The following is a 23,710-nucleotide window of genomic DNA, read 5'->3' on the forward strand; positions in this document are numbered from 1 at the left end:
TGATGTCGACTTCCCCAGAGCTTAATGACTGCGGCGTCTGCAAGCGCACCCTGGCGCTGGCGGACATCGGTGCAAGCGGCCTCAGCCCGGCGTGGCTGTTGGCCGGATGGTCGGTGCTGATTCAGGTGTACACGCGCCAATCGCGGGTCACGTTGCATCCGCGGCTGACGCACGGACCGGGAGCGGTGCTGGAGCTGGATCTCGATCCCGCTCAGGCGTGTTCGGTCCTGGCCGAGCAGATCGAGGCGCACCTGGCGGCCTTGCCTGCGACTGCGCGGTATGTGGTCGCCACCGCGCCCGATGCGCCGCCCGGCAGCGGGCAGGAAATCACGCTGACCTGGGCCGATCAGCACCTGTGCCTGCGCAGCGACCTGACGCTCGATGGGCAAAGTTTCGAGCGTTATCTCGAACACCTGGCGCAGGTTTATCGTCAACTGGCACAAGCGCCCGACCGCCCCATCAGCCAGCTGCACGCGTTGCCGCCCGAGCAGGCGAGGCAAGTGCTCGAAGGGTTCAATCGCACGACCCGCAGCTACCCGTCCGACCTGACCATCGAGCAGCGCTTTGCCGCGATTGCCACGCGGTTTCCCGAGCGGTGTGCGGTCATGCACCGTGATCAGCACCTGACCTACCTGCAGCTGGAGCAGCAGGCCAATCGCCTCGCCACACGTTTAAGGGCAGAAGGGGTGGTGGCCGGTCAGGTGGTGGCGCTGCTGATGCCGCGTATCCCTGCCATGGTGGTGGCGACCCTGGCGATTCTCAAGGTCGGCGCTGTCTACCTGCCGATTGATCCGGACTATCCCGAAGACCGGATCAATTTCTTGCTGCAAGACAGCGGCGCCGGGCACTTGCTGGTCGACAACGCCCAACGCCGGCAGGGCGGCGGAGTCTTCAGCGGGCGCACCCTCAACGTGGGCGAACTCGACGGCCAAGCGTGCGCAGCCTCGCTGATGTCGGCGCCTGGACGTGCCGAAGCCGCCGCTTACGTGATGTACACCTCCGGCACGACGGGCCAGCCCAAGGGCGCGATCGTTACGCACAGAGGCGTGATGCGCCTGGTGTGTAACCCCGACTACGTGGTTTTGGACCAATACACCCGCATGCTCCAGGCGGGCGCCATCGGTTTTGATGCCGCGACGTTCGAAGTCTGGGGCGCGCTGCTCAACGGTGGCTGCCTGCAACTTGTCGATCGCGACGTGTTACTTGACGCGACGGCGCTCGGTCGCTTCCTCGCCACTCACCAGACCACCTGCGCGCTCATCACCACGTCGCTGTTCAACCAGCTGGCCGCACAGGACCCCGCGCTGTTCAAGCCCCTGCAGCAGTTGGTGATTGGAGGGGACGTCATTTCCCCTCTGCATGTTCAACGCGTGTTGAGTGCCTGTGCGCCGCTGCGCCTGATCAACGCCTACGGGCCGACTGAAAACGCGGTAATTTCCACGGCGTGCACGGTGACGCAGGCCGACGGCCTGCACATTTCCATCGGGCGTCCCATCGCCAACTCGACGGCCTACATCCTCGATCGCGCAGGTCACCCCGTACCGATCGGCGTCGAGGGCGAACTCTATGTGGGCGGCGACGGCTTGGGCCTGGGCTACCTGAATCGAGCGGATCTGACTCACGCGGCGTTCCGCAGCGAGGCGGGCATCGGCGGGCGCCTGGTCTACCGGACCGGCGACATGGCGCGCTGGCAGGAAAACGGCAGCATCGAATTTCTCGGCCGGCGTGACCATCAGGTGAAAATCCGGGGTTTCCGGGTGGAGACCAGCGAGATCGAACAACAGTTGCTGGCACTCGAATCCGTACGCCAGGCCCTGGTACAGGTGCACAAACAAGCGGTAACCCAGGAGCGCGTCCTGGTGGCGTATCTGGCGCTGGAACCGGGTGGCTGCATTGATCGCGTGCGGCAGGCGCTGGCGTGCAAGCTGGCGGCGCACATGGTACCTGCGGCGTTTATCCGGTTGGCGAATCTGCCGCTGACGACCAACGGCAAAGTCGACCGAGCGGCACTGCCGCTGCCCGAACCCGCGGACTTCATCGGCGGCGGGCTCGACAGCACGGCGCCCGACACGGCCACTGAGCGCGCATTGGTACAGCTGTGGGCCGATGCATTGGGAATGCCTGCGGTAGGGGTGCATGCCAGCTTGTACGACATGGGCGCCAGTTCGTTGACGGCGACCCTGCTGGCCGGTCGTATTGAACAAACCCTGGGCTGGCGCTGCCCGGTGGCGCAGTTGCTGGCGACGCCGACCGTGGCCGGGATCGCCGCGTACCTGGATGCCAACACTGGGCGTGCGGCATTGTTGCCCGGGAACATCAGCGTTGCGCACGAACAGCCGCGCTATCAGGCCTCAGCCCAACAGCAGCGCGTTTATATCGAACAAATGAAGGACGAGCGCGCCACGCACTACCACCTGCCCATGATCGTGCCGCTTGCCCAGATGCCGGACGTGCCGAAATTGTCGGAAGCGTTGCAGGCGCTTGTGCAACGCCACGAGATATTGCGCACGGAGTTCCTGCAGGAAGACGGCACGACCTGGCAACGGATTCAGGCGCGAGTGCCGGTCGAGCTGCCCGTGCATGATTACGCCGGCACGGCCGAGGCTTTCCTGGGCCAGTTCGTGCGGCCGTTCGCGATGAGCGAGGCGCCGCTATGGCGTGTGGCCGTGGTACGTCACAGTGGCGGCGTCGCGTTGGTGTTGGATATCCACCATCTGATCACCGACGGTTTCTCCCTGGCGCTGTTGTTCCGCGAATGGGCCCTGGCCTATGACGGCCGGCCTGTCGCCCAGCCGGTATTGCAGTACAAGGACTACGCCCAGTGGATGGCGCAGGACACGGTTGCACCGCTGTTGGCGCACGCCGGTGCGTACTGGCAGCAGGTGTATCAGGTGCCGTTCAAACCGCTGGACATTCCCTGTGATCACCCGCGTTCGCACAAGCGTTCCACTGCCGGTGGCCGGTTGGATTTCGCGCTCGGCAGCGAGCGCACCCTGGCGTTGCGCACCCTGGCGCGCGAACACAGGGTGACCCTGTTTCAGGTACTGCTGGCCGGCTATGGCCTGTTCCTGGGGCGGGTGAGCATGGCGCGGGACGTGACCGTGGGCACGCCTGTGTCGGGTCGCAACCTGGCGCAAACCCAAGCGCTGCAAGGCATGTTCGTCAACACCGTGTGCCTGCGCCTGGCACTTGCCGGGGAGCTGCGCTTTGACCAGTACCTCCAGGACGTGGCCGCACATGCCAACCAGGCGTTCGATCATCAGATCTACCCCTTCGATGCCCTGGTGAAAAGCTTGCCGCTGGTGCGCGAGCCCAACCGCAACCCGTTGTTCGACAGTTTGTTTGCCCTGCAGAACACCGACCTCGAAGCGCTCGACTTTCTCGGTGGCCAGCCCCGCTGGGTACCCGAGGCGACGCAGAGCACGATCTTCGAACTCAATTTGCAGATCAGCGAACAGCCGCAGCAACTGAGCGCCGCCTGGATGTACAGCAGCGATCTGTTTCTGGCGCCCACCATCGGCAGTTTTCGCGACACCTACCTGGCAATCCTGGACGCGCTGTTGGCCGACCCATCGCAACGCCTGGATGCGCTGCTGATCACCGAGCCGGCCGAACAGGCCGTTGAACTGCCCACTATCGACTTCTGTTTCTGAATTCCCGGAGCTTGTGATGCAATCGATTGAAACCCTTGGTCAACTTAAGGTCGCTGCGGCCCAGCGCCCGAAACAAGCCGCTTACTGGCGCGAACTGTTCAACCTGGACTGGAGTAGAACCGGTTTTCCGGTCGACACGTCGCTGGCCGGTGAACCGCGCCAGAGCGCGCTGACGCTCGCCTTGCGTGGCGAGGTCTCGGCCCAGGTCATCAAGGTGACCCGAGGCAACGAGGCCAGCCAGCAAGTGTTGTTGACGGCGGCGGTGATCGCCCTGCTGCAGGTCTACACGCGCCACGAAGTGCTGGTGGTCGGTCTGCCGGCCAGCTTCGAACCGAGCCTTGTCGCGTCGCAGAACCTGGCGTTCCCCCTGCACGCCAGCCTGCACGGCGACACCAGCTTCAAACAATTGCTGGACCAGGTGCGCAGCCGCGTACTGGGCGCCATCGAGCACAGTGACTACCCGCTCGCGCTGTTTGCCGACGAACTCTCACTGCCGGAAACCGAAGGCCAGAGTCCGTTTTTCGACGTGGCCGTGGAAATCGCTCATCCGCAAAAGCCCGGCCTCGCACAGCGTCTGGACGTAGCGACGCTGTTCAGCTTTAACGTCGGCGCCGAGCAGGTCGAGCTGACGATCCACTTCGATCAGCGCAAATATGAGGCCGCCACGCTGCGCTGGGTGGCCATGCACCTGGAGGAACTGTTGGCGCAGGTCTTGAGTGCGCCTCAAGCGCCGTTGGCGAACCTCGACCTGATGACCGCCCGCGATGTGGATTTTCTGAGTACGGTCAATGCCACCGAGCAGGCCTACGACCAGAACGTGAGGATCGAAACGCTGTTCGCTCGTCAGGTGCAGGAGCGCCCCGAGGCTGTTGCAGTGGTCTCTGACGCTGGGCAAATGACCTTTGCCGAACTGGATAAACGGGCCAACCAACTGGCCCGCACCCTCGTCGAGCGCGGCGTGTGCCGTGACCAGGTGGTGGCGGTGGTGGCCCAGCGCTCCAACGAAATGCTGGTGGCGATTCTGGCTGTGCTCAAGGCGGGCGGGGCGTACCTGCCCATCGACCCGAACTATCCGCAGTCGCGGATTGACTATGTACTCAATGACAGTGGCGCCCAGCTGATTCTGGCGCAGACGCACCTGCTGAGCGAGTCGGCGGACCGCGAACAGCAGGTCATCGACCTGGCCGATGCCGCTGTATACGCGGCCGACGACCAGGCGCTGGCAGTGGTGGGCGATTCGCGCAACCTCGCCTACGTCATCTACACCTCCGGATCTACCGGTCAGCCCAAGGGCGTGATGGTGGAGCATCACTCGGTGGTCAATCGCCTGGCCTGGATGCAGCGTGCCTATCCTATCGGCCCTGGCGATGTGATTTTGCAGAAGACCCCGATTGCCTTCGACGTATCGGTATGGGAACTGTTCTGGTGGATGATCGAGGGCGCGACGGTGTGCCTGCTGGCACCGGGCGCGGAGCGTGACCCGGAGGCGATGGTCAGCACTATTGAGGCCCATCGGGTCACGACGCTGCACTTCGTGCCGTCGATGTTGAACGCGTTCCTCGGGTATGTGCAGAGCGCCCGTTCCGGCGCCCGGTTGGCGAGCCTGCGCCAGGTGTTCGCCAGTGGCGAAGCGCTTGGCGTGCACCAGGTGCGGTTGTTTGAAACGCTGCTGTTCGACACCCACGCCACGGCCCTGATCAACTTGTACGGGCCTACCGAGGCCACGGTGGACGTGTCTTACTTCAACTGCTGCGGGCGCAACCTGAGTCACTTGGTGCCCATCGGCAAACCCATCGATAACACGCGCCTGCACATTGTGGGGGCGAACCTTCAGCCCCTGCCGGTCGGTGTGCCCGGCGAGCTGTGCATTGCCGGTGCCGGTTTGGCCCGTGGCTATCATCAGCGCGAGGCGTTGACGGCCGAGCGTTTTGTCGAGCAGCCGGTGGCGGGCGAGTCGCGTATCTACCGCACCGGCGACCTTGCACGCTGGTTGCCGAACGGGGAAATCGAATACCTGGGGCGTATCGATAACCAAGTCAAACTGCGCGGCCTGCGCATCGAATTAGGTGAAATCGAAAGCCGCCTGCGCGCTTTTCCCCAGGTGCGTGAGGCGGTGGTCGTGGTACGCACCCTCGGCGAGACCCAATCGCTGTGCGGCTATGTCGAGGCGCCGCACACCCTGGACCTGGCGCAACTGCGCAGCTTCCTCGGGCAGTTTTTGCCCGACTATATGGTGCCCACCCACCTGACCGTGCTTGAGGCCTTCGCGTTGTCACCCAGCGGCAAGCTGGATCGAAAAGCACTGCCGGACCCGCAATTGACCAACGCCGACGACACGGAGTACGTGGCGCCGCGCAACGCCAGTGAGACCTTGCTGGTGGGCATTTGGGAAGACGTGCTGGGCGTGCGCCCGATTGGCGTGCATCACAACTTCTTCGCACTGGGGGGTGACTCCATCCACTTCGTGACTATCCTGGCCCGGGCGCGTACCCAAGGCATGGACTTCACCTTCCAGGACTTCTTTGCCCGTCCGACCGTCGCTCAACTGGTGGAGGGGCTGGCGTCCGGCACTGGCGGCGAACAGGTTCGCCATACGTTTGAACCTTATGAACTGCTGAGCCCGGCGGACCGCGAACGCTTGCCCGAAAGCGCCGAAGACGCCTACCCGTTGTCCATGCTGCAGGCCGGACTGATCTTCCAGAACGAACTCAGTTTCGGCACTGCGCAGTATCACGACATCATCAGCTACACGATCAAAAGCGCAATTGATTTGGCCGTATTCGAGCAAGCCGTGCGGATTCTGGTGCAGCGTAATCCGATTTTCCGCACCAGTTATCATTTGTCCGGCTTCGACCAGTTCATCCAGATGGTCAATCGGGACGTGGAGCTGCCGCTGACGATGGCGGACCTGCGTGGCATGGACGAGCAGGCCCAGGAACAGTGGTACCAGCAATGGCTGGAAGACGAAAAGGCCCACCGTTTTGTCTGGGAAAATGCCGGACTGGTGCGCCTGCATGTGCATGTGCTGAGCGACACGCTGTATCGTTATGTGCTCAGCCAGCACAACTCGGCCCTGGATGGCTGGAGCATCACGCTGGTACACACGCAGTTGTTCGACATCTACTACAGCCTGCTCAAGGGCAACACGTACGACAAGCCGCTGGTCGATAACCACCTGCGCAACTACATGGGCCTGGAGCAGCAGTCGCTGGCCAGCGTTGCCGACCGTCAGTTCTGGCACGACCTGATGGAGGAGGCGCGGTTTACCCAACTGCCGCGCCTGCAAGCTGAGCAGCCGACGGACGGCTTATCGGTGGTGTTCCATGAAGTGAAGATCGACACCGGACTGTCGGAGCGCATCATTGCGTTGGCCGATGCCCTGAATGTGCCGGTCAAAACCGTGTTGATGGCCGCGCACCTGAAGGTCCTGAGCGAACTGACCGCCGACAATGACGTGCTGGTCGGCTATGAGCACAGTGGGCGTCCCGAGGTGGATGGGGCGACGCGGGCGATTGGCCTGTTCCTCAATACCCTGCCGCTGCGGGTGAAGATCGCCAAGGGGTCGTGGGCGCAATTGATCCAGCAGGTGTACAACGCCGAAACCGACCTGCTGCCGCACCGCCGTTACCCGATGGCGCAGATCAAGCAAGACATGGGCACCCAACAACCGCTGTTCGAAACCGCGTTCAACTACACCCACTTCTATTTGCTCAAGGACCTGGAGAGCCTGCCGGAGTTCGACCTGCTGGACGTGCGCGCCAACTCTGAAACCGAGTTCGTGCTGCGTGCCGAATTCTCCCGGCATTTCTCCACCGACGAGGTCCATCTGAGCCTGCACTACCACGACCACGTTTTCAGTGCGCAATACGTCGAACAGATGGGGGATTACTACCGTCAGGCGTTCGAACTGATGACCCGTGACCGTCAGGCGCCCCACGATGCCATCCCGCTGCCGAGCCCTGAACAGGCGCAGTTGTTGAATCAGGCCCGGGCCGTCGAGGTCATGACCTTTGCGCGGGCGAGCAAGTCCCAGGGTGCCGGGTCAGGCGCCACGCCATTGGCCCCGCACACACCCACCGAGCGGCGTATTGCCCAGGTGTGGGCGCAAGTGCTCGGAGTGCCGGTAGAGAGCATCCAGCTTGAGGACAACTTCTTCGAGCTGGGCGGTACCTCGATGGCGGCGATTCGCGTCGCGCTGGTGTCTGAAGGCTTGATCTCGATTCCCAACCTGATGCGCCACTCCACGCTCAAGCCCCTGGCCGACGCCATCGATGCCGGCGCGGGGGATGTACAGAGCGTGCTGCAGCGCCTGGCACCACCGTGCAGTCACGCCAGCGCTGCGGTGGTGTGTTTCCCCTATGCGGGCGGCAACGCCATCAACTTCCGCGACCTGGGCCAGGCATTGGCGGCGGATGGCGCTGAGCGGGATCTCTTTGCGGTCGAACTGCCGGGGCACGACATCACCCGTGCCGATGAGCCGCTGCTGGATGTGCAGGAAGCGGCGCAACGCATCGCCCGCGCCATTGAGCAGACTTCGCCGGGTGTACCGCTGTTGTTCTGGGGGCATTGCGTCGGTGCGGCGCTGATGCTGGAAACCGCGCGATTGCTTGAAGGGCAGGGGCGCACGATTTCCCGGCTGTTCATTGGTGGCAAGTTACTGGACGACGCCGAGTCGACGCGCCAGCGCACCGCGCAAACCCAGGCGCTGAGCCATGAGCAAGTGTTGAACTGGATGGTCGGCGAAACGGGCTACCAGGAACTGGCACAGATGAATGAGCAACAGTCGGCCACCTTGATCCGTGCTTTCCGCCATGACGCCACGGTGGCCAATCTGTACCTGGCCGATGCCGAGGAGGCGTGGCGCGACCGAACCCTGGTGGCGCCGCTGACCGTGGTGGTGACGCGTGACGATGGCATGACTGCTGACTTCGCCGAGCGCTATCAGCGTTGGAGCCTGTTCAGCCAGGACGTGTCGCTGCAGGTGATCGACGACGGTGGGCATTACTTCTGCCGGACTCGCCCCGAAGCGGTGGCTGCCGTGATCAACGCGGCCTGCCCGACCAGCAGCCCACGTACTCATCAATAAGGAATCGACATGACCCATAAAGAGTCGTTTGTACAGGACGCGGCGGTGGCAGCGGGCGCCGTCGCGCTCAATGCCGGCCCGATGCCCAATCGCCGGGAAGAGTTGACCGCCGGGGCGAAGGCGATGATTCCGTTTCTGGTGTCGGCATTTCCCATGGGGCTGCTGGGCGGTGCCTTCGGCATGACCAGCGGCCTGGGGGAAGCCAAGACGTTGGCGCTCGCCATGGTCCTGAACTCTGGCACGGTGCAGTTCATTGCCATCAAGTTGCTGCAGCAGGATGCGGCCGCGTCGGTGTTGCTCCTGACGGGCCTGGTGCTCAGCCTGCGCCTGTTGATCTACAGCACGGTATTGCGTTCCAGCACCCGCCACTTGTCGCAGCGTTGGCGTGCGGTATTGGCCTTCGGCATGATCGACGCGGTGTTCTTCGTGATGCTGGATCGATTCAAGAAACACCACGAGGCCTATCCGGGTTGGCAATGGTTCTATGCGGGTGCTTCCCTGGCCATGTATGTGAACTGGATGGTGGCGACCGTGATCGGTATCGCCATCGGTGCCTCGTTGCCCGACCTGATTCAGCACGGGCTGGATTTCCCGATGATCGCAGTGTTCGTCGCCATGCTGGCGTCCACCCTGGTCAACTGGAAGGTATGGGCCACGGTGAGCTGTGCCGGGGTGGTGGCGCTGCTGTTTGTCGCGCTGCCTTACAACCTGGGCTTGTTGATCGCCACCGTCGCGGGCGCCGCGATGGGTGTGCTGTGTGAAGTGTTGGAAAAACGTCGCGCCAAGGAGCTGTGAAATGACTACCTGGATCTTGATTTTCGGTTTGGGCCTTTGCACGTTCCTGCCACGCTACCTGCCCCTGGTGCTATGGGGGCAGCGCGAGCTGTCACCGCTGGCCAAGACGGTATTGGGCGCGGTGCCTCCGGCGGTGCTGGCGGCGTTGGTGGTGCCGGCGATGCTGGTGCCCACCGGGACGGCCATCGATTTCAGTGTGCAAAACCCTTATCTGCTAGGGTCTGTAGCGGTGTTTGTGTTGTTTTTCCTGACTCGGCGTATGTTGTTGTCGAGTTTTATCGGTGTGCTGGTGTTTTTTGCAGTGCAGTGGTTTTTTGGTCGTGTATGAAAGGTCTTGAGGGAGAGGGAAGATGACAGTCAACGTTTTGATCCTGCCGGGCCTGTTCAACTCCGGTGAAGCCCATTGGCAATCGCAATGGGAGCGTCAGTTCCACGGCTTGCAGCGGGTGGAGCAGCAGGACTGGGAAACACCGGTCGCTGCCGATTGGGTGGCGCGCCTGAATCAGGCGATAGAGGCGGCTGACAGCGACGTTGTGCTGGTCGCGCACAGCCTGGCGATTACCCTGATCACCCGCTGGGCGGCGCAGTATCCGCAGTCGAACAAGGTGAAGGGCGCCTTGCTGGTGGCGCCGAGCGATACCGAGGCGGACTCGTATCCGTCGGGCACCACCGGTTTTACGCCGATGTCGATGCAGCGCCTGCCTTTTCGCACGATCCTGGTGGCGAGCACCAACGATCCCTACGTCACCCAGGAACGGGCGAAAGCGTTCGGCGAGGCATGGGGCAGTGAACTGGTGTGGGAGCAGGACGCCGGCCATATCAGCGGCGACGCGGGGTATGGGCCTTGGCCGAAGGGTGTGGAGTACCTTTACCAATTGACCGGTGACCCGCAGTTCCAACTTAAGTAGCGGCCACTGCGAGGGGCCGGTCAAGCCCCTCGCAGCTCAGGTTGTCAGTGCTCCAGGGTTTGCGCGGCGTTGGCATTTTGCGTCATCGCAAACAGCCCGCTGCGCAGGTCCGTGCCGCTCGGCTGCTGATACAGGCTCAAGCCGAACTCCGGCAACACCGCCAATAAATAATCGAAAATATCCCCCTGGATGCGCTCGTAGTCCGCCCACGCCGTGGTGCGGGTGAAGCAGTAGATTTCCAGCGGCACGCCCTGGGCGGTGGTCTGCATCTGGCGCACCATGCAGGTCATGTTCGGCTGGATGTCCGGGTGACTTTGCAGGTACGCCAGGGCATAGGCGCGAAAGGTCCCCAGGTTGGTCATGCGGCGGCGGTTGGCCGACAGTTGCGCGCTGTGGCCCTGGGCCTCGTTCCAGGCCTTGAGTTCGGCCTGCTTGCGACCGATGTAGCCGGTGAGCAGGTGCACCTGGGTCATGCGCTCTTCTTCGTCATCGCGCAAAAAGCGCACGCCGCTGGCGTCGATGAACAGGCTGCGCTTGATGCGCCGACCGCCGGAGGCCTGCATGCCGCGCCAGTTCTTGAACGACTCGGACATCAGGCGCCAGGTGGGAATGGAGACGATGGTCTTGTCGAAGTTCTGCACCTTGACCGTGTGCAGGGTGATATCCACCACATCCCCGTCGGCACCGACCTGGGGCATTTCGATCCAGTCGCCGACCCGCAGCATGTCGTTGCTGGTCAATTGCACACTGGCGACGAACGACAGCAGCGTGTCCTTGTACACCAACAGGATCACTGCCGACATCGCACCCAGGCCCGATAGCAGCAACAGCGGCGAACGGTCGATCAGGGTGGCGACGATGATGATTGCACCAAACACGAACAGCACCATCTTTGCCAGCTGCACATAGCCCTTGATCGAGCGGGTGCGCGCATGTTCGGTGCGTGCGTAGATATCCAGCAGCGCGTTGAGCAGGGCACTTATCGCCAGCACCATGAACAGGATGGTGATCGCCAGGGCCACGTTGCCGATGAACAGGATGGCGGTCTTGCTCAGGTCCGGCACCAGGTACAGGCCGAACTGGATCACCAGGGACGGCGTCATCTGCGCCAGGCGATGGAAGACTTTGTTATGCCGCAGATCGTTAAGCCAGTGCAGCGCCGGTTGCCGGCCGAGTAACTTGACCGCGTGCAGGATAAGGTAACGTGCCACACGCCCTACCACCAAGGCCACCACCAGCAGTACCAGCAAGCCGAGGCTGGAATGCAGGACCGGGTGTTCATCGAGGGCGCCCCAGAGGTCTTGGACGTTGAGCCAGAGCTGTTTGATATCCATGGGTTAACCGATTCTTCTGTAAGACAACACGGGCCGATTAGAGCATTTAAGTGCAACAAAGTTGACGCCACGGACAAAATCGCTGACAAAAAAGCAGCTGATTAGCACCGTTCGCGTAAAGAAACTCGGTTTGGACGCCCGAAACCGGTAACCTATGCAGCTGATATTTTGTATTTCTTCGAGGTAGCACCCGTGTTTTCCCAATTCGCCCTGCACGAACGCCTGCTCAAAGCCGTGGCCGAGCTTAAATTTGTCGAGCCTACGCCTGTGCAGGCAGCGGCCATTCCGCTCGCGCTCCAGGGGCGTGACCTGCGGGTGACGGCGCAAACCGGTAGCGGCAAGACCGCTGCTTTCGTCCTGCCGATTCTCAACCGCCTGATCGGTCCGGCCAAAGTCCGCGTCAGCATCAAGACCCTGATCCTGCTGCCGACCCGCGAGCTGGCCCAGCAGACCTTGAAGGAAGTGGAGCGCTTCTCGCAGTTCACCTTCATCAAGTCCGGCCTGATCACCGGCGGTGAAGATTTCAAGGTCCAGGCCGCCATGCTGCGCAAGGTGCCGGACATCCTGATCGGCACCCCGGGCCGCATGATCGAGCAACTCAATGCCGGCAACCTCGACCTCAAGGAAGTCGAAGTGCTGGTGCTTGACGAAGCCGACCGCATGCTCGACATGGGCTTTGCCGACGACGTGCAGCGCCTGGTAGCCGAGTGCGTCAACCGCCAGCAGACCATGCTGTTCTCCGCCACCACCGGCGGCTCGACCCTGCGCGACATGGTCGCCAAGGTGCTGAACAACCCCGAGCACCTGCAGGTCAACAACGTCAGCGACCTGAACGCGACCACGCGTCAGCAGATCGTCACCGCTGACCACAACGTGCATAAAGAACAGATCCTCAATTGGCTGCTGGCCAACGAGACCTATCAGAAGGCCATCGTCTTCACCAACACCCGCGCCGCTGCCGACCGTATCTACGGCCGGCTGGTGGCGCAGGAATACAAGGCGTTCGTGCTGCACGGCGAAAAGGACCAGAAGGATCGCAAACTGGCCATCGACCGCCTCAAGGCCGGCGGCGTGAAGATCCTGGTCGCCACCGACGTCGCCGCGCGCGGTCTGGACGTGGATGGCCTGGACCTGGTGATCAACTTCGACATGCCGCGCAGCGGCGACGAATACGTGCACCGTATCGGCCGTACCGGGCGTGCCGGCAACGATGGCCTGGCCATCTCGCTGATCTGTCACGGCGACTGGAACCTGATGTCGAGCATCGAGCGCTACCTCAAGCAATCATTCGAGCGCCGTACCATCAAGGAAGTCAAAGGCACCTACACCGGGCCGAAGAAGGTCAAGGCCTCGGGCAAGGCGGTTGGGGTGAAGAAGAAAAAGACCGACGCCAAGGGCGACAAGAAGAAAGCCGGCGCCAAGTCGCCGACCAAGCGCAAGATCGCCAACCGGCCGAAGACCGACAACCTGTCGCTCGTCAGCAAGGACGGCATGGCCCCGCTCAAGCGCCGCAAGCCGGAAACGCCGGCTGCCGAATAAGATCGCTTGATATGAAAAAACCGGACGATGTCCGGTTTTTTTTTGATCGTTCCCAGGACGCTCCGCGTCCACTCCTGCATTCAGCTTTTGGCCTTTGCCGCCGCTTCCTTGAGTTCCTTGAGCCGGGCATCGATCAACTGGCACTTGTCGGGGAATTCCGCGCTTTCGGTGTCCAGGTCCATTTTCTGCAACTCGTCGTTCATCTCTTTGGCCTTGGTCGGGTTCTGCTCAGTGAGCTGGGTGACTTCCCGCGCCAGTTGCTCACGCTTGGCGGTGGCTTCTTCCGGCGTGCAGGCCCAGGCGGGCACCGTGCTCAGCAGCGTGGCGGCGATGGCCAGGTTCATCAGGGTTTTCATCGGGGACCTCCTTGGCGATTGTGTACGGTTGAGGGTGCGAACGTCGGGAAAGTTCAGCGAAATGACAGCCGTCGATCCGGCTGAACGGCGGCCGACCTGGCGTGTCACACCTGCAGACGGGCTACTTTTTCGTGGGCCTGCAGGAGGAATCAGGATGACGACTTACAACTGGGATCTGATCGAACGTCTGCTGCACGAAGTGCAGAATGGTGAGGGCAGCTTTGCCCCGCGCAAGTACGCCGAGCAGGAAGCCGCCGAGAAAGCCACGGCGGGCGAGTCCGTAGGTAACTTGGATACGCTGAAAAAGACTGCTGCCGATTACGAAGCGCTGTTGCTCAAGCGTGGGTTTATCGAATCGCGTCCGCAGGAGGAAGGCGGCAATGGGGAGAACTTCATTTTGACGCCGCGCGGTTCTAGCCTGCTCTCCCTGATCGACAGTTCCATTCCAGGCGAACACCATCCACGCCATGTGCTGGACCAGCAGGAAGATGCGCTGGACGAAGCGACCTTCGATCACGTGGCCTCCAAGGCGGCAATTGCCGGCGGCGCGATCTGAAGACCTCGCACAACCCTGTGGGACGGGGCTTGCCCCAATCCCGGTCAGTGTAGGAGCGAGCAAGCTCGCTCCTACAGATGGCGGTAGGGCTTGCCCCCGATAGCAGTTTGTCAGTCGCTGAGAAGAATCTGACCCGCTGCTATCGAGAGCACGCCCTTTCCCACATCACGCAGAGGCAGCCTTGAGGCATTTGAGGGCCTGAAAGTCGCTGCGAACCTTGTCGATTTTCTGGCTCAGCTTCATGCGCTGTTGCTCAGTGCTCTGCGCCATCAAATCCACGATCAGGCTACGCGCCGCAGCTTCGGTCTGTGCATAGGCAGCACGGTATTGCGGTGTCCAGAGGCTTTCCCGATCGACCAACAATCGCTGCATTTTTTGCGCAAACTCAGCGCTGTTGCGCTGCTGCACCGCCTCGCTGAACTGCGCCTGCCAGTGGGCACGGTTGCCGATCCACGCGTTGTTCTGATCCCCCAGCGCCACAGACCAGGCCATCACCCGCTGCTGCTGGCTGGCGCTGAGTGGGCCGATCCAGGCGTCCAGACGCTTGCTCATGCGCTCGGCGCGCTCCTTGATCTGCTGGGCCAACGGCGGCTTGAGGTATTCGTCCTGGCGTTTGCGCAGGTCTTTGGCCAGGGCGTCGTTCATCTCCTTGACCTGCTGATCGTCCAGGCCTTGCAGCAGTTGAACCGCAGACGGGGTGATTTCACGCGCGATCTCGGCGATGGCCTGTTTGGCTTCGACGGTGCGGGCCTGCAAGGCGGCGTCGGTGACCTGATTGCTGTCGACCATCTGTTGCAGGCGGTCCAGCCAGTCCAGGTAACCCGGCAATTGCGTGGTGCAGTGCCAGGTCAGGTGCTCCTTGAGTGTGTCGTTGAACCAGCTCTTCTGCCCGGCATTCATCTCCAGATAGTCGCTGAGGGTCCAGGGGATGATCACGTCAAGATTACGGTAGGCCAGGCCCACGCGATTGCAGCCGGCGAGCACCAGGCTCAGGGTCAGCAATAACACCAGAAGTTTGAGCCGACGCAACATGGGCGGTTCCTTGCACGGGTGGGGTTAATGCATGTGAACCTGCACAGGGTGCGACAGTTCAGCCCATCAATAAAACGACCGAACAGCCTTCAAGGTCAACAGACCGTCACATTGCGAATTGTGTCCGGAGTAGGCTGAGCAGTCACCGCCACTGAGGCTGGAGTCGCTGTAGATCAGGTCCAGGTCGACCCCTTTCCAGGCCCGGGAAAGTTGCACCGACCAGTCGCTGAAGCTGCTGATGGCGCCGTTCTCCACCGACACCGGTGTGCCCAGTTGATGGGTGGTGTACTTCATGCTGACGCCGATGCCGAACGGCTGGGTGCCGCCGAGGTCGGCAAACAGCGTGCTGTCCTGGCGGTCGGGGTCGTTGCTGAAGGACACGCCGAAACGGTTGCCCAGCAGGTTGAGGCCACCATAAAACGCCTGGCTGTCGAGGGGGCTGACCTTGGGGTAGCTGTAGTGAATCAACCCCACTTCGTAGCCCAGGGTCTGGTCGAAGGGGTGTTTGAAGCCCATATAGGAGTCGACTTCAAGGGTGCTGGGCGAGGACAACCCCATGTTCGGTGAAAACTGGCCGACGTACAGGCCGCTGTCGTGACTCAGGTCCAGCCCGCCATGGAACGCATCGCTGCCGGGGGAGGTCGGCTTGACCAGGCCCTGGGCCATGCTGCGGCTGGGAGTGGTGCCCAATTTCAGGTCGAAGTCGCCCAATTCGCGCTGAAAAATCTGCGCGTCGGCGAGCGGACAAGCGACAAGCGCGCTGACCAGTAGAATGCAGGATTTGAGCATGCTTCACTCCATGAAAAGCGAGGAGCAGTGACGAAGAAAGACGAGCAGATGCCCGTGCTAGACGTGTGCAAGGATACCGGCGAAAGCTCGCAGGTGAGGCCCGTTCGTCGATTGATGTGAGGATCAAGGTGTTGCGAAGGTGTTTCGGGCTCTAGTCCTAGCGCCTTGAAGGCAAGACGCATAGGGACCAGGTGCGTTGCGCAGGTATTACTTCTTGCCCAGGCTGATCTGCTTGGACGGGCCGAAAGTCTGGCCGCTCACGCCCTTGGCAATTTGCTGGATTTCGCCACCGGACTTGAGGAACGCAGCAATCTGGCTGTTGATCGATTCGCTGGTTTCAACGGCGGGAGCTGGCTTTGCTTTGCTGTTGGATGCTTTTACGCGCATGGCGGCCACTAACCTGTAGAAAATTAACTTGGCCAGGCATCGTACAGGAAATACTTGACAATTGCTTGGCAAATATCCCCGAGGAATTAAATGTCGCGTCTGCAAAAGACCGAACTTGATCAACCCATTAACCCGCTAACTGACTGTTTTAATTCGAAAGCTTGAGACGTACGGATGCTGGCCGCGGGTAAAATTCGCAGGATTGATCAGACGAGCGGGCGGTGCCAATGGCGCGCCACCTCAGCCCGCGGATTTTTCAGGCGCGCGCGCGTGTCTGGCTCAACTCGGGTAGAATGCCGCCCACGCAATGAGGGTATCTGGAAATGGCTTTAGTCGGGCGCTACAACAGCTTGCAAGTGGTTAAACACACTAACTTCGGTTTGTACCTGGATGGTGCGCAGGACGGTGAAATCCTCTTGCCTAATCGGTATATCCCCAAAGACATTCCCAGTGAAGATGAAGACTGGCTTAACGTTTTCATTTATCTGGACAGTGATGACAAACTTATCGCCACCACGGAAAAACCCAAAGTTCAAGTGGGCGAATTTGCCAGTTTGAAAGTGGTGGAAGTCAACAGCATCGGTGTGTTCCTCGATTGGGGCCTGCCCAAGGATCTGTTGCTGCCCTATTCGGAAGAAAAACGTCAGTTGAGCGCCGGTGAATACTGCGTGGTGCATGTCTACCTCGACAAGCACACCCGGCGCATCACCGCCACCGCGCGCCTTGATCGCTACCTGGACAAAACGCCGGCCAATTACCAGGTGGGCCAGGAAGTCGACCTGCTGGTGGCCGAAGCCACGGACATGGGCTTCAAGGCGATCATCAACAACAAGCACTGGGGCCTGATCCACAAGAACGAAGTGTTCAAGTTCCTGCGCCCGGGCAAGGAAGAGAAAGGCTTTATCAAAGAGATCCGCGCCGATGGCAACATCAGCCTGAGTCTGCAGCCGGTTGGCCAGGAAGCGGCTTCGAGCCTCAACTCGAAGATCCTTGCCAAATTGCGAGACAACAACGGCACCTTGCCGGTCAGTGATAAAAGCGATCCCGCCGTCATCAGCAACTTGTTCGGCGTGAGCAAAGGCAACTTCAAAAAGGCCATTGGTGCGCTCTACAAGCAGGGGCAGATTGTGATTCATGCCGATCGCATTGAACTAAGCTGAGTGCGCCTGGCTCTGCTGTAGGAGCATGTTTGCTCCTACAGTGGACCGGTCAAATGTCTAAGAAAACGTTGTTTGCCTACCTCGGCACGCTGGTCGCCTTTCTGGTACTGGACGGGCTCTGGCTGGGCGTCCTCATGGGCCCTACCTATAAGAGCTTGCTCGGCTCGCTGATGCTCGATCAGCCCCGACTGTTGCCCGCCGTCGTGTTCTATCTGCTGTATGTCCTCGGTTGCGTGGTCTTCGTTGTTCTGCCCAGCGCGAGCTGGCAACGCGCTGCGCGTTTGGGCGCCTTGCTTGGGTTGGTGGCCTATGGCACTTACGACCTGAGCAATTGGGCCACACTGCAAGGCTGGTCCGCCGGCTTGGCGGTAATGGACATGGCGTGGGGGACTGTTCTCACAGCGATCTGTTGCACAGTCGGCTACCTCTGTGCACAACGGGTGCGCCAGTGATTGTGTACAGGATTGTCGTGCACCGTTGCTGCGCATAACTGTTTTATCCAAACCATCATAGTGTCTTTGGAGCGCCGTTCCACAGGTATTGTGTGCCGTTGGCACGCATTCTGCTGACTACCTCGTATACAACCCGTATTGCCTACCGTATGCATATCGCTACGGCAGCGCAGGGCGATATTTCGAGGAGTTTCGCGATGACCGACCCATTGCCCAAAGGCTACAGTCCACGCCTGTATAACCAGGACCTGGGTCCACTGCCGCAAAAATGGACCTGGTACAACATCTTCGCCTTCTGGATGAGCGACGTGCACAGCGTCGGCGGGTACGTGTTCGCCGCCAGTCTGTTTGCCCTGGGGCTGGCCAGTTGGCAGGTGTTGATTGCCTTGCTCGCGGGCATTTGCATTGTGCAATTGATCGCCAACCTGGTGGCCAAGCCGAGTCAGCAAGCGGCGGTACCTTATCCCGTGATTTGCCGACTGGCATTTGGTGTATTTGGCGCGAATATTCCTGCGGTGATCCGTGGCCTGATCGCGGTTGCCTGGTACGGGATTCAGACGTACCTGGCGTCGAGTGCCTTGATCATTGTGGTGCTGCGCTTTTTTCCGTCGATGGCCGTGTATGCCGAGCCGCACTTTGCCGGGTTGTCGTACCTGGGCTGGTTCGGCTTTCTTACCCTGTGGGTGCTGCAGGCCGCTGTGTTCTGGGCCGGCATGGAGTCCATCCGCCGCTTTATCGACTGGGCCGGCCCGGTGGTGTACGCGGTGATGTTTGCCCTGGCCGGCTGGATTGTGTGGAAAGCGGGCTGGGCAAATATCAGCTTTACCCTGGCGGAAAAATCGCTGTCGGGCTGGCAGGCGTTCGGCCAGGTGATCGTGGCGACGGCGCTGGTGGTGTCGTACTTCTCCGGGCCTACCCTGAATTTTGGCGATTTCAGCCGCTACTGCCGCAGCATGCAGGACGTGCGCCGGGGCAACTTCTGGGGGCTGCCGGTGAACTTCCTGGCATTCTCCCTGGTAACTGTGGTGATCGTCTCGGGCACCTTGCCAGTATTTGGCGAAATGTTGCACGACCCCATCGCCACCGTGTCGCGTATCGACAACAGCATGGCCGTGTTGCTGGGCGCCTTCGCTTTCGTCACCGCCACTATCGGCATCAATATCGTCGCCAACTTTGTCTCGCCGGCGTTCGACTTCGCCAACATCGCGCCGAATAAAATCAGCTGGCGTGCGGGTGGAATGATCGCGGCCTTGGCGTCGATCTTTATCACGCCATGGAACCTGTTCAATAACCCGCTGATGATTCACTACACCCTGGATATCCTGGCCGCGTTTATCGGGCCGCTGTTCGGCATCCTGCTGGTGGATTTTTACCTGGTCAAAAAGCAGCGCATCGACGTGGATGCGCTGTTCGATGACAGTCCGAGCGGGCGCTATTACTTCGACGGCGGAGTGAACTGGACGGCGGTCAAGGCCCTGGTGCCTGCGACGCTGGTGGGCGTCGCCATCACCTTCACGCCGGCGTTGCAAGGCATGGCCAATTTCGCATGGTTTACCGGCTGCTTCCTGGGTGGGCTGTTTTTTCTGGTACTGGCGCGGCGTGAGCAGGTGCGTTTGCCCACCCCTGTGGTCGCTGGCTGAGCACTACACCGCCCGCCACCAACAGGCCGCAACCGGCAATCACCAGCGCCGGTTGCAGACCGCCGCTCCAGTGGCTGCTCACCGAGGCCAGCAGCGGCCCGCTCAATTGGCCAATGGCAAAGCTGGCCGTCAACAACCCGGTGCTGCGCTGGTAGCCGTGGGGCGCTATCTCGCGCAGGCGCGCCATGACCAATTGCATGCAGGCCAGAAAAGGTGCTCCGCACAGCAACACCCCCAACGCCAGCCCCCAGCCATTGCCCAGCAGGCAAGTGAATACGCCGGCCGCTTGCAGCCACAGCGTGGTCATCAGCCAGCGCCGGGTGGTGTTCGGGTCCTTGCGGCGCAGGCTGGCAATCACCACGCCCATCGCTGCGGCCAGGCCAAAGCACGGCCAGAACACGTCGGCCTGCCAGGCGCCCTTGAACTGCGCACTGGCCATCTGCGACAGGAAGGTCGCTGGAATGATGTAGCCCAGGCCGTACAGGAAGTAGATCCAGCCCAAGTGCGCGATGCTGCCGTTATTGCCGGCGGTGGAGGCGGGTGCAGCCAGTGTGGTCGGCTTCGGCAGGAAGGGCAGGATCGCCAGCAGCATCGCCAGAGCCACCGCGCCATACACCAGCCACAGCGTCGCGGAGCTTTGCCCCAATAGATTGGCGCCCAGCGCCAGCAGTCCGGTGAGCACAATGCCCAAGCCAGGCCCTGCGAACACCAGCGCTCCCAGGCGTGGCCGGCCGGCGGCAATCGCCAGCGGCTGGCTCAGGCTGGTAATCATCACCAGGGCCCAGGCGCTGGCGACACCAGTGCCGAAACGCAGCAGCAGGTGGGGCCAGAAGCCCTCGGCCCAATAGGACGCCAGTGTCAGCAGCACGCAGAGCCACAACCCGCCGTACAAGCGGCCTTTGATATGTTGATGACTGCGGGCGAAGATCGAGTCCACCGCACCGACGAAGTAACCCAGGTAATTGGCGGCCGCGATCACCCCGGCGCCGGTCAGGTCGATCTGACCTTCGCTGAGCAAATGCGGCATCTGCGGGGTCAGGGCAAAGCGACCAATGCCCATGGCCATCATCAGGGCGACAAAGCTGGCGGTTAAGCGAATCAACGGTGACATGTTCAAGTGTCCTGCGAGAAAGCGAAGACCTTCAGGCTAAAGCGGATTGACTTTCTGTAAAAATGAATAATAGTGAGTGACTTGTTCAGTTTTGGAGAAAGGCTATGGAGTTCAGTCAACTGCGCATCTTCCAGGCGGTGGCGGAGGAGGGCTCCATTACCCGCGCCGCCGAGCGCTTGCACCGTGTGCCGTCGAACCTGTCGACCCGGCTCAAGCAAATGGAAGAACAGCTTGGCGTGGAGCTGTTTGTGCGTGAACGCCAGCGCTTGCAACTTTCTCCTGCGGGTAAAGTGCTGCTGGACTACAGCACCCGTCTATTGGCGCTGCACGACGAAGCTCACGGCGCCGTGCAGGGCGGGCAACCGGCGGGTGATTTTGTCCTTGGCAGCATGTACAGCACGGCGGCGATTCACTTGCCCACCCTATTGGCGCGTTATCACAAGGCTTACCCGAGGGTGAACCTGCAGGTGCAATCTGCGCCGAGCGGCGAACTGCTGGAAGGCTTGATCACCGGGCGGCTGGATGCGGCGCTGGTGGATGGTCCATTGACGATTGCCACGCTGGACGGCGTGCCGTTGTGCGAAGAGCGCCTGGTGATCATTTGCGAGGCCGACCACCCGCCGGTGCGCGGCCCCCAGGATGTGGCCGGCCGCTCGGTCTTCACCTTCCGCCGCAGTTGCGCCTATCGGACCCGCCTGGAGACGTGGTTTTCCCACGAGCGTGTGGCCATGGGCCGCGCCATCGAGATCGAGTCCTACCAAGGCATGCTCGCCTGTGTCATCGCCGGTTCAGGCGTGGCATTGATGTCCGAATCCATGCTCGACAGCCTGCCGGGCAGGGACAGCGTGTCCGTTCATCCGCTGACTGGGCCTTTTGCCACTGCCACCACCTGGTTGATGTGGCGAAAGGGTATGCTCGGCGCTAACCTCAATGCATGGATCGAGTTGCAGCAGGCGAGCCAGGCAGAGAGCGTGCAAGACAGGCGCGAGATTGCTTGAACGATTCGTCAGGATCCTGATCCATTCAGTAATAGTTCGTTGTGGTTTCGCGCAAGCAATACGTAGGACTTAGGGCTACTATCAGTGTAGGAAAGGGCGACAAAACGGGCGCCTACACGCATTACCCTCAAAGGGGGCACATCATGAAAGAGAAAATTCAAACCTGGCTCCATGACCTTGGCGTTGCGCTGGGCTTGATCGAGCCTCCACTGCAGCCGGTGCCGATTCGCACCGATGACGAGCAACGCCGTCCCCGTCGGCGTTGAGCCCCAGCCAACTCGGGATTGAGGTGGGAGCGGGCTTGCTTGCGAATACGTTGAGTCAGTCGATAAATAGTTGACTGATTTACCGCATTCGCGAGCAAGCCCGCTCCCACATTTGTTTCAAGCCACCCGTGCCGCCACCGCTCCCGGTTTACGCGACACCACACTCACCAGCACAAAACTCACCGACGCCACCGCGAGGCTGTAATAAATCGGCGTGTTTGCATCCAGCCCATCCTTGAACATAAATACCAGCGCGGTGAAGAACCCCAGGCCCATCGACGTAATCGCCCCGGCGGTGGTCGCGCGTTTCCACACGATCGCTCCGATCAGCGGGATCAGCATGCCGCCCACCAGCAGGTTATAGGCCAGGGTGAGGGCGCTGATTACATCGTTCACCACCAGTGCGATGCCGAGCACGGCGATGCCGGTCAGCAAGGTGAACAAGCGGTTGACGCCCAGGCTCGACTGCTTGCCGCTGCGCAAACGTGGCAACAAGTCTTCGGTCAGCACGGTGGAGGCGGCGAGCAAGCCGGCGCTGGCCGTGGACATCATCGCCGCCAGGGCAGCAGCAATCACCAGGCCGCGAATGCCGTCCGGCAGCGAGGCTTTGACGATGGCCGCGAACGCGTTGTCGACGTTGTCCAGGTCCGGGATCAGCACATGCGCCACCATGCCGATCAATGCGCATGCCAGGCCATAAACAATGCAATAGAACCCGGCGAAGGTGCCGGCGTGCCGGGCAACTTTTTCGTCGCGGGCGGTGAATACGCGCTGCCAGATATCCTGGCCGATCAGGATGCCGAAGAAGTAGATCATGAAGTAGGTCATGATCGTGTCCCAGCCGATCGCGGTGAAGCTGAAGCTTGATGCCGGCAGCTTGGCCACCAGTTCATCCCAGCCGCCGACGCGGTACAGGCAGATCGGCAATAGAATGAACATCAGCCCCACCGTCTTGATCACGAACTGCACGATATCGGTCAGGGTCAGCGACCACATGCCGCCGATGGTCGAATACACGACTACCACGGCACCGCCCAGCAGCACCGAGATCCAGAACGGCAGGCCGAACAGCACGTGTAGCACAGTGCCGATGGCCAGGATCGAGGTCACTGCAATCATCAGTGCGTAAGCCAGCATGATCACTGCACTGGCCTGGCGAGCCATGGGGTTGTAGCGTTTCTCCAAGACCTGGGTGACGGTGAATATTTTCAGCTTCAACAGCGGCTTGGCCAGGAACAGGTTCAGCGCAATGATCCCCGCGCCCAGTGCGGCGCACAGCCAGAAACCGGAAATACCGTGCACATAACCCAGGCGCACGGTGCCGACGGTGGAGGCGCCGCCCAATACCGTGGCGGCCATGGTGCCCATGTACAGGGATGGCCCCAGGTTGCGTCCGGCCACCAGGTAATCTTCATGGGTCTTGGCGCGGCGCATGCCGTAGTAGCCGAGCACCAGCATGCCGGCGGTGTAGATGAGTACGACGAATAGATCCAAAGCCATGGCGTTGATTCTCCGATTATATTTTTTATGGACGATCAGGCGGCAGTCGGCTCGGCAAACGTGCGAGCCAAGGTCAGGTACATCAGTGGTTGGGGATCTGTGCGATCCCCTTGACTGTTAGTGTGAAGACACTGTTTTCATTGTTTTT

Annotated in this window: 19 protein-coding genes; 12 read left to right on the top strand and 7 right to left on the bottom strand. The window is 61.3% G+C overall.

What is annotated here, in order from left to right:
* Positions 1-2 precede the first annotated feature (2 nt).
* Genes CIB54_RS02375 through CIB54_RS02395 form a run of 5 tightly spaced genes read left to right on the top strand, consistent with a single transcriptional unit; the run spans position 3 to position 10,442 of the window.
* Positions 3-3,653, top strand: coding sequence for a non-ribosomal peptide synthetase (locus CIB54_RS02375; protein WP_198557180.1), 3,651 nt, complete (start codon positions 3-5; stop codon positions 3,651-3,653).
* A gap of 16 nt (positions 3,654-3,669) precedes the next feature.
* Entirely contained in the window at positions 3,670-8,739 is a 5,070-nt protein-coding gene (locus tag CIB54_RS02380) for a non-ribosomal peptide synthetase (RefSeq protein WP_101218434.1), read from the top strand.
* Positions 8,740-8,748: 9 nt separating this feature from the next.
* The gene (locus tag CIB54_RS02385; RefSeq protein ID WP_083217916.1) at positions 8,749-9,534 is read left to right on the top strand and encodes an AzlC family ABC transporter permease; all 786 of its coding nucleotides are present in this window, start codon (positions 8,749-8,751) and stop codon (positions 9,532-9,534) included.
* A gap of 1 nt (position 9,535) precedes the next feature.
* On the top strand, positions 9,536-9,862 hold the full coding sequence (locus CIB54_RS02390) for an AzlD domain-containing protein (protein ID WP_065949747.1): 327 nt from the start codon (positions 9,536-9,538) through the stop codon (positions 9,860-9,862).
* A 22-nt stretch (positions 9,863-9,884) separates the two neighbouring features.
* Positions 9,885-10,442 carry an RBBP9/YdeN family alpha/beta hydrolase gene (locus CIB54_RS02395; RefSeq protein ID WP_065949746.1) on the top strand — a complete coding sequence of 186 codons (558 nt, stop codon included), beginning with the start codon at positions 9,885-9,887 and terminating at the stop codon, positions 10,440-10,442.
* 44 nt (positions 10,443-10,486) lie between these two features.
* Here CIB54_RS02395 and CIB54_RS02400 read toward each other — a convergent pair whose 3' ends face one another.
* Entirely contained in the window at positions 10,487-11,776 is a 1,290-nt protein-coding gene (locus tag CIB54_RS02400) for a mechanosensitive ion channel family protein (RefSeq protein ID WP_065949745.1), read from the bottom strand.
* Positions 11,777-11,968: 192 nt separating this feature from the next.
* Here CIB54_RS02400 and CIB54_RS02405 point away from each other — a divergent pair, with 192 nt between their 5' ends.
* On the top strand, positions 11,969-13,315 hold the full coding sequence (locus CIB54_RS02405; protein WP_065949877.1) for a DEAD/DEAH box helicase: 1,347 nt from the start codon (positions 11,969-11,971) through the stop codon (positions 13,313-13,315).
* An 80-nt stretch (positions 13,316-13,395) separates the two neighbouring features.
* Here the strand turns inward: CIB54_RS02405 and CIB54_RS02410 are convergent, their stop codons facing one another.
* Positions 13,396-13,671, bottom strand: a complete 276-nt coding sequence (locus CIB54_RS02410) for a hypothetical protein (RefSeq protein WP_101218436.1) — start codon at positions 13,669-13,671, stop codon at positions 13,396-13,398.
* Positions 13,672-13,825: 154 nt separating this feature from the next.
* Here CIB54_RS02410 and CIB54_RS02415 point away from each other — a divergent pair, with 154 nt between their 5' ends.
* Positions 13,826-14,227, top strand: a complete 402-nt coding sequence (locus CIB54_RS02415; protein WP_065949743.1) for a transcriptional regulator — start codon at positions 13,826-13,828, stop codon at positions 14,225-14,227.
* 165 nt (positions 14,228-14,392) lie between these two features.
* Here the strand turns inward: CIB54_RS02415 and CIB54_RS02420 are convergent, their stop codons facing one another.
* The 3 genes from CIB54_RS02420 to CIB54_RS02430 form a co-directional block, all read right to left on the bottom strand.
* Complete coding sequence (locus CIB54_RS02420) at positions 14,393-15,259, bottom strand: DUF6279 family lipoprotein (RefSeq protein ID WP_065949742.1); 867 nt, start codon at positions 15,257-15,259, stop codon at positions 14,393-14,395.
* Positions 15,260-15,325: 66 nt separating this feature from the next.
* Positions 15,326-16,048, bottom strand: a complete 723-nt coding sequence (locus CIB54_RS02425) for a TorF family putative porin (protein WP_065949741.1) — start codon at positions 16,046-16,048, stop codon at positions 15,326-15,328.
* 207 nt (positions 16,049-16,255) lie between these two features.
* A complete protein-coding gene (locus CIB54_RS02430; RefSeq protein ID WP_003193095.1) occupies positions 16,256-16,435 on the bottom strand; it encodes a hypothetical protein in 180 nt (59 codons plus the stop codon).
* A gap of 323 nt (positions 16,436-16,758) precedes the next feature.
* Here CIB54_RS02430 and CIB54_RS02435 point away from each other — a divergent pair, with 323 nt between their 5' ends.
* The 3 genes from CIB54_RS02435 (at position 16,759) to CIB54_RS02445 (ending at position 19,687) form a co-directional block, all read left to right on the top strand.
* The gene (locus tag CIB54_RS02435) at positions 16,759-17,595 is read left to right on the top strand and encodes a CvfB family protein (protein ID WP_065884480.1); all 837 of its coding nucleotides are present in this window, start codon (positions 16,759-16,761) and stop codon (positions 17,593-17,595) included.
* 53 nt (positions 17,596-17,648) lie between these two features.
* The gene (locus CIB54_RS02440) at positions 17,649-18,047 is read left to right on the top strand and encodes a DUF2177 family protein (protein ID WP_101218438.1); all 399 of its coding nucleotides are present in this window, start codon (positions 17,649-17,651) and stop codon (positions 18,045-18,047) included.
* Between the two features lie 197 nt (positions 18,048-18,244).
* Positions 18,245-19,687, top strand: a complete 1,443-nt coding sequence (locus CIB54_RS02445; RefSeq protein ID WP_101218440.1) for an NCS1 family nucleobase:cation symporter-1 — start codon at positions 18,245-18,247, stop codon at positions 19,685-19,687.
* On the opposite strand, the gene CIB54_RS02450 is transcribed toward CIB54_RS02445, so the two are convergent.
* Positions 19,599-20,798 carry an MFS transporter gene (locus tag CIB54_RS02450; RefSeq protein ID WP_101218442.1) on the bottom strand — a complete coding sequence of 400 codons (1,200 nt, stop codon included), beginning with the start codon at positions 20,796-20,798 and terminating at the stop codon, positions 19,599-19,601. The genes CIB54_RS02445 and CIB54_RS02450 overlap by 89 nt on opposite strands.
* Positions 20,799-20,902: 104 nt before the next feature.
* Here CIB54_RS02450 and ptrR point away from each other — a divergent pair, with 104 nt between their 5' ends.
* Positions 20,903-21,796, top strand: coding sequence for a putrescine utilization regulator PtrR (ptrR, locus tag CIB54_RS02455; RefSeq protein WP_101218444.1), 894 nt, complete (start codon positions 20,903-20,905; stop codon positions 21,794-21,796).
* A 143-nt stretch (positions 21,797-21,939) separates the two neighbouring features.
* Positions 21,940-22,062, top strand: a complete 123-nt coding sequence (locus CIB54_RS27805; RefSeq protein ID WP_017737772.1) for a PA1414 family protein — start codon at positions 21,940-21,942, stop codon at positions 22,060-22,062.
* Between the two features lie 117 nt (positions 22,063-22,179).
* Here the strand turns inward: CIB54_RS27805 and CIB54_RS02460 are convergent, their stop codons facing one another.
* Complete coding sequence (locus CIB54_RS02460; protein WP_101218446.1) at positions 22,180-23,562, bottom strand: sodium:solute symporter family protein; 1,383 nt, start codon at positions 23,560-23,562, stop codon at positions 22,180-22,182.
* Positions 23,563-23,710 lie beyond the last annotated feature (148 nt).

It is taken from the genome of Pseudomonas fluorescens (assembly GCF_002837185.1).
GTDB lineage: Bacteria > Pseudomonadota > Gammaproteobacteria > Pseudomonadales > Pseudomonadaceae > Aquipseudomonas > Aquipseudomonas fluorescens_AM.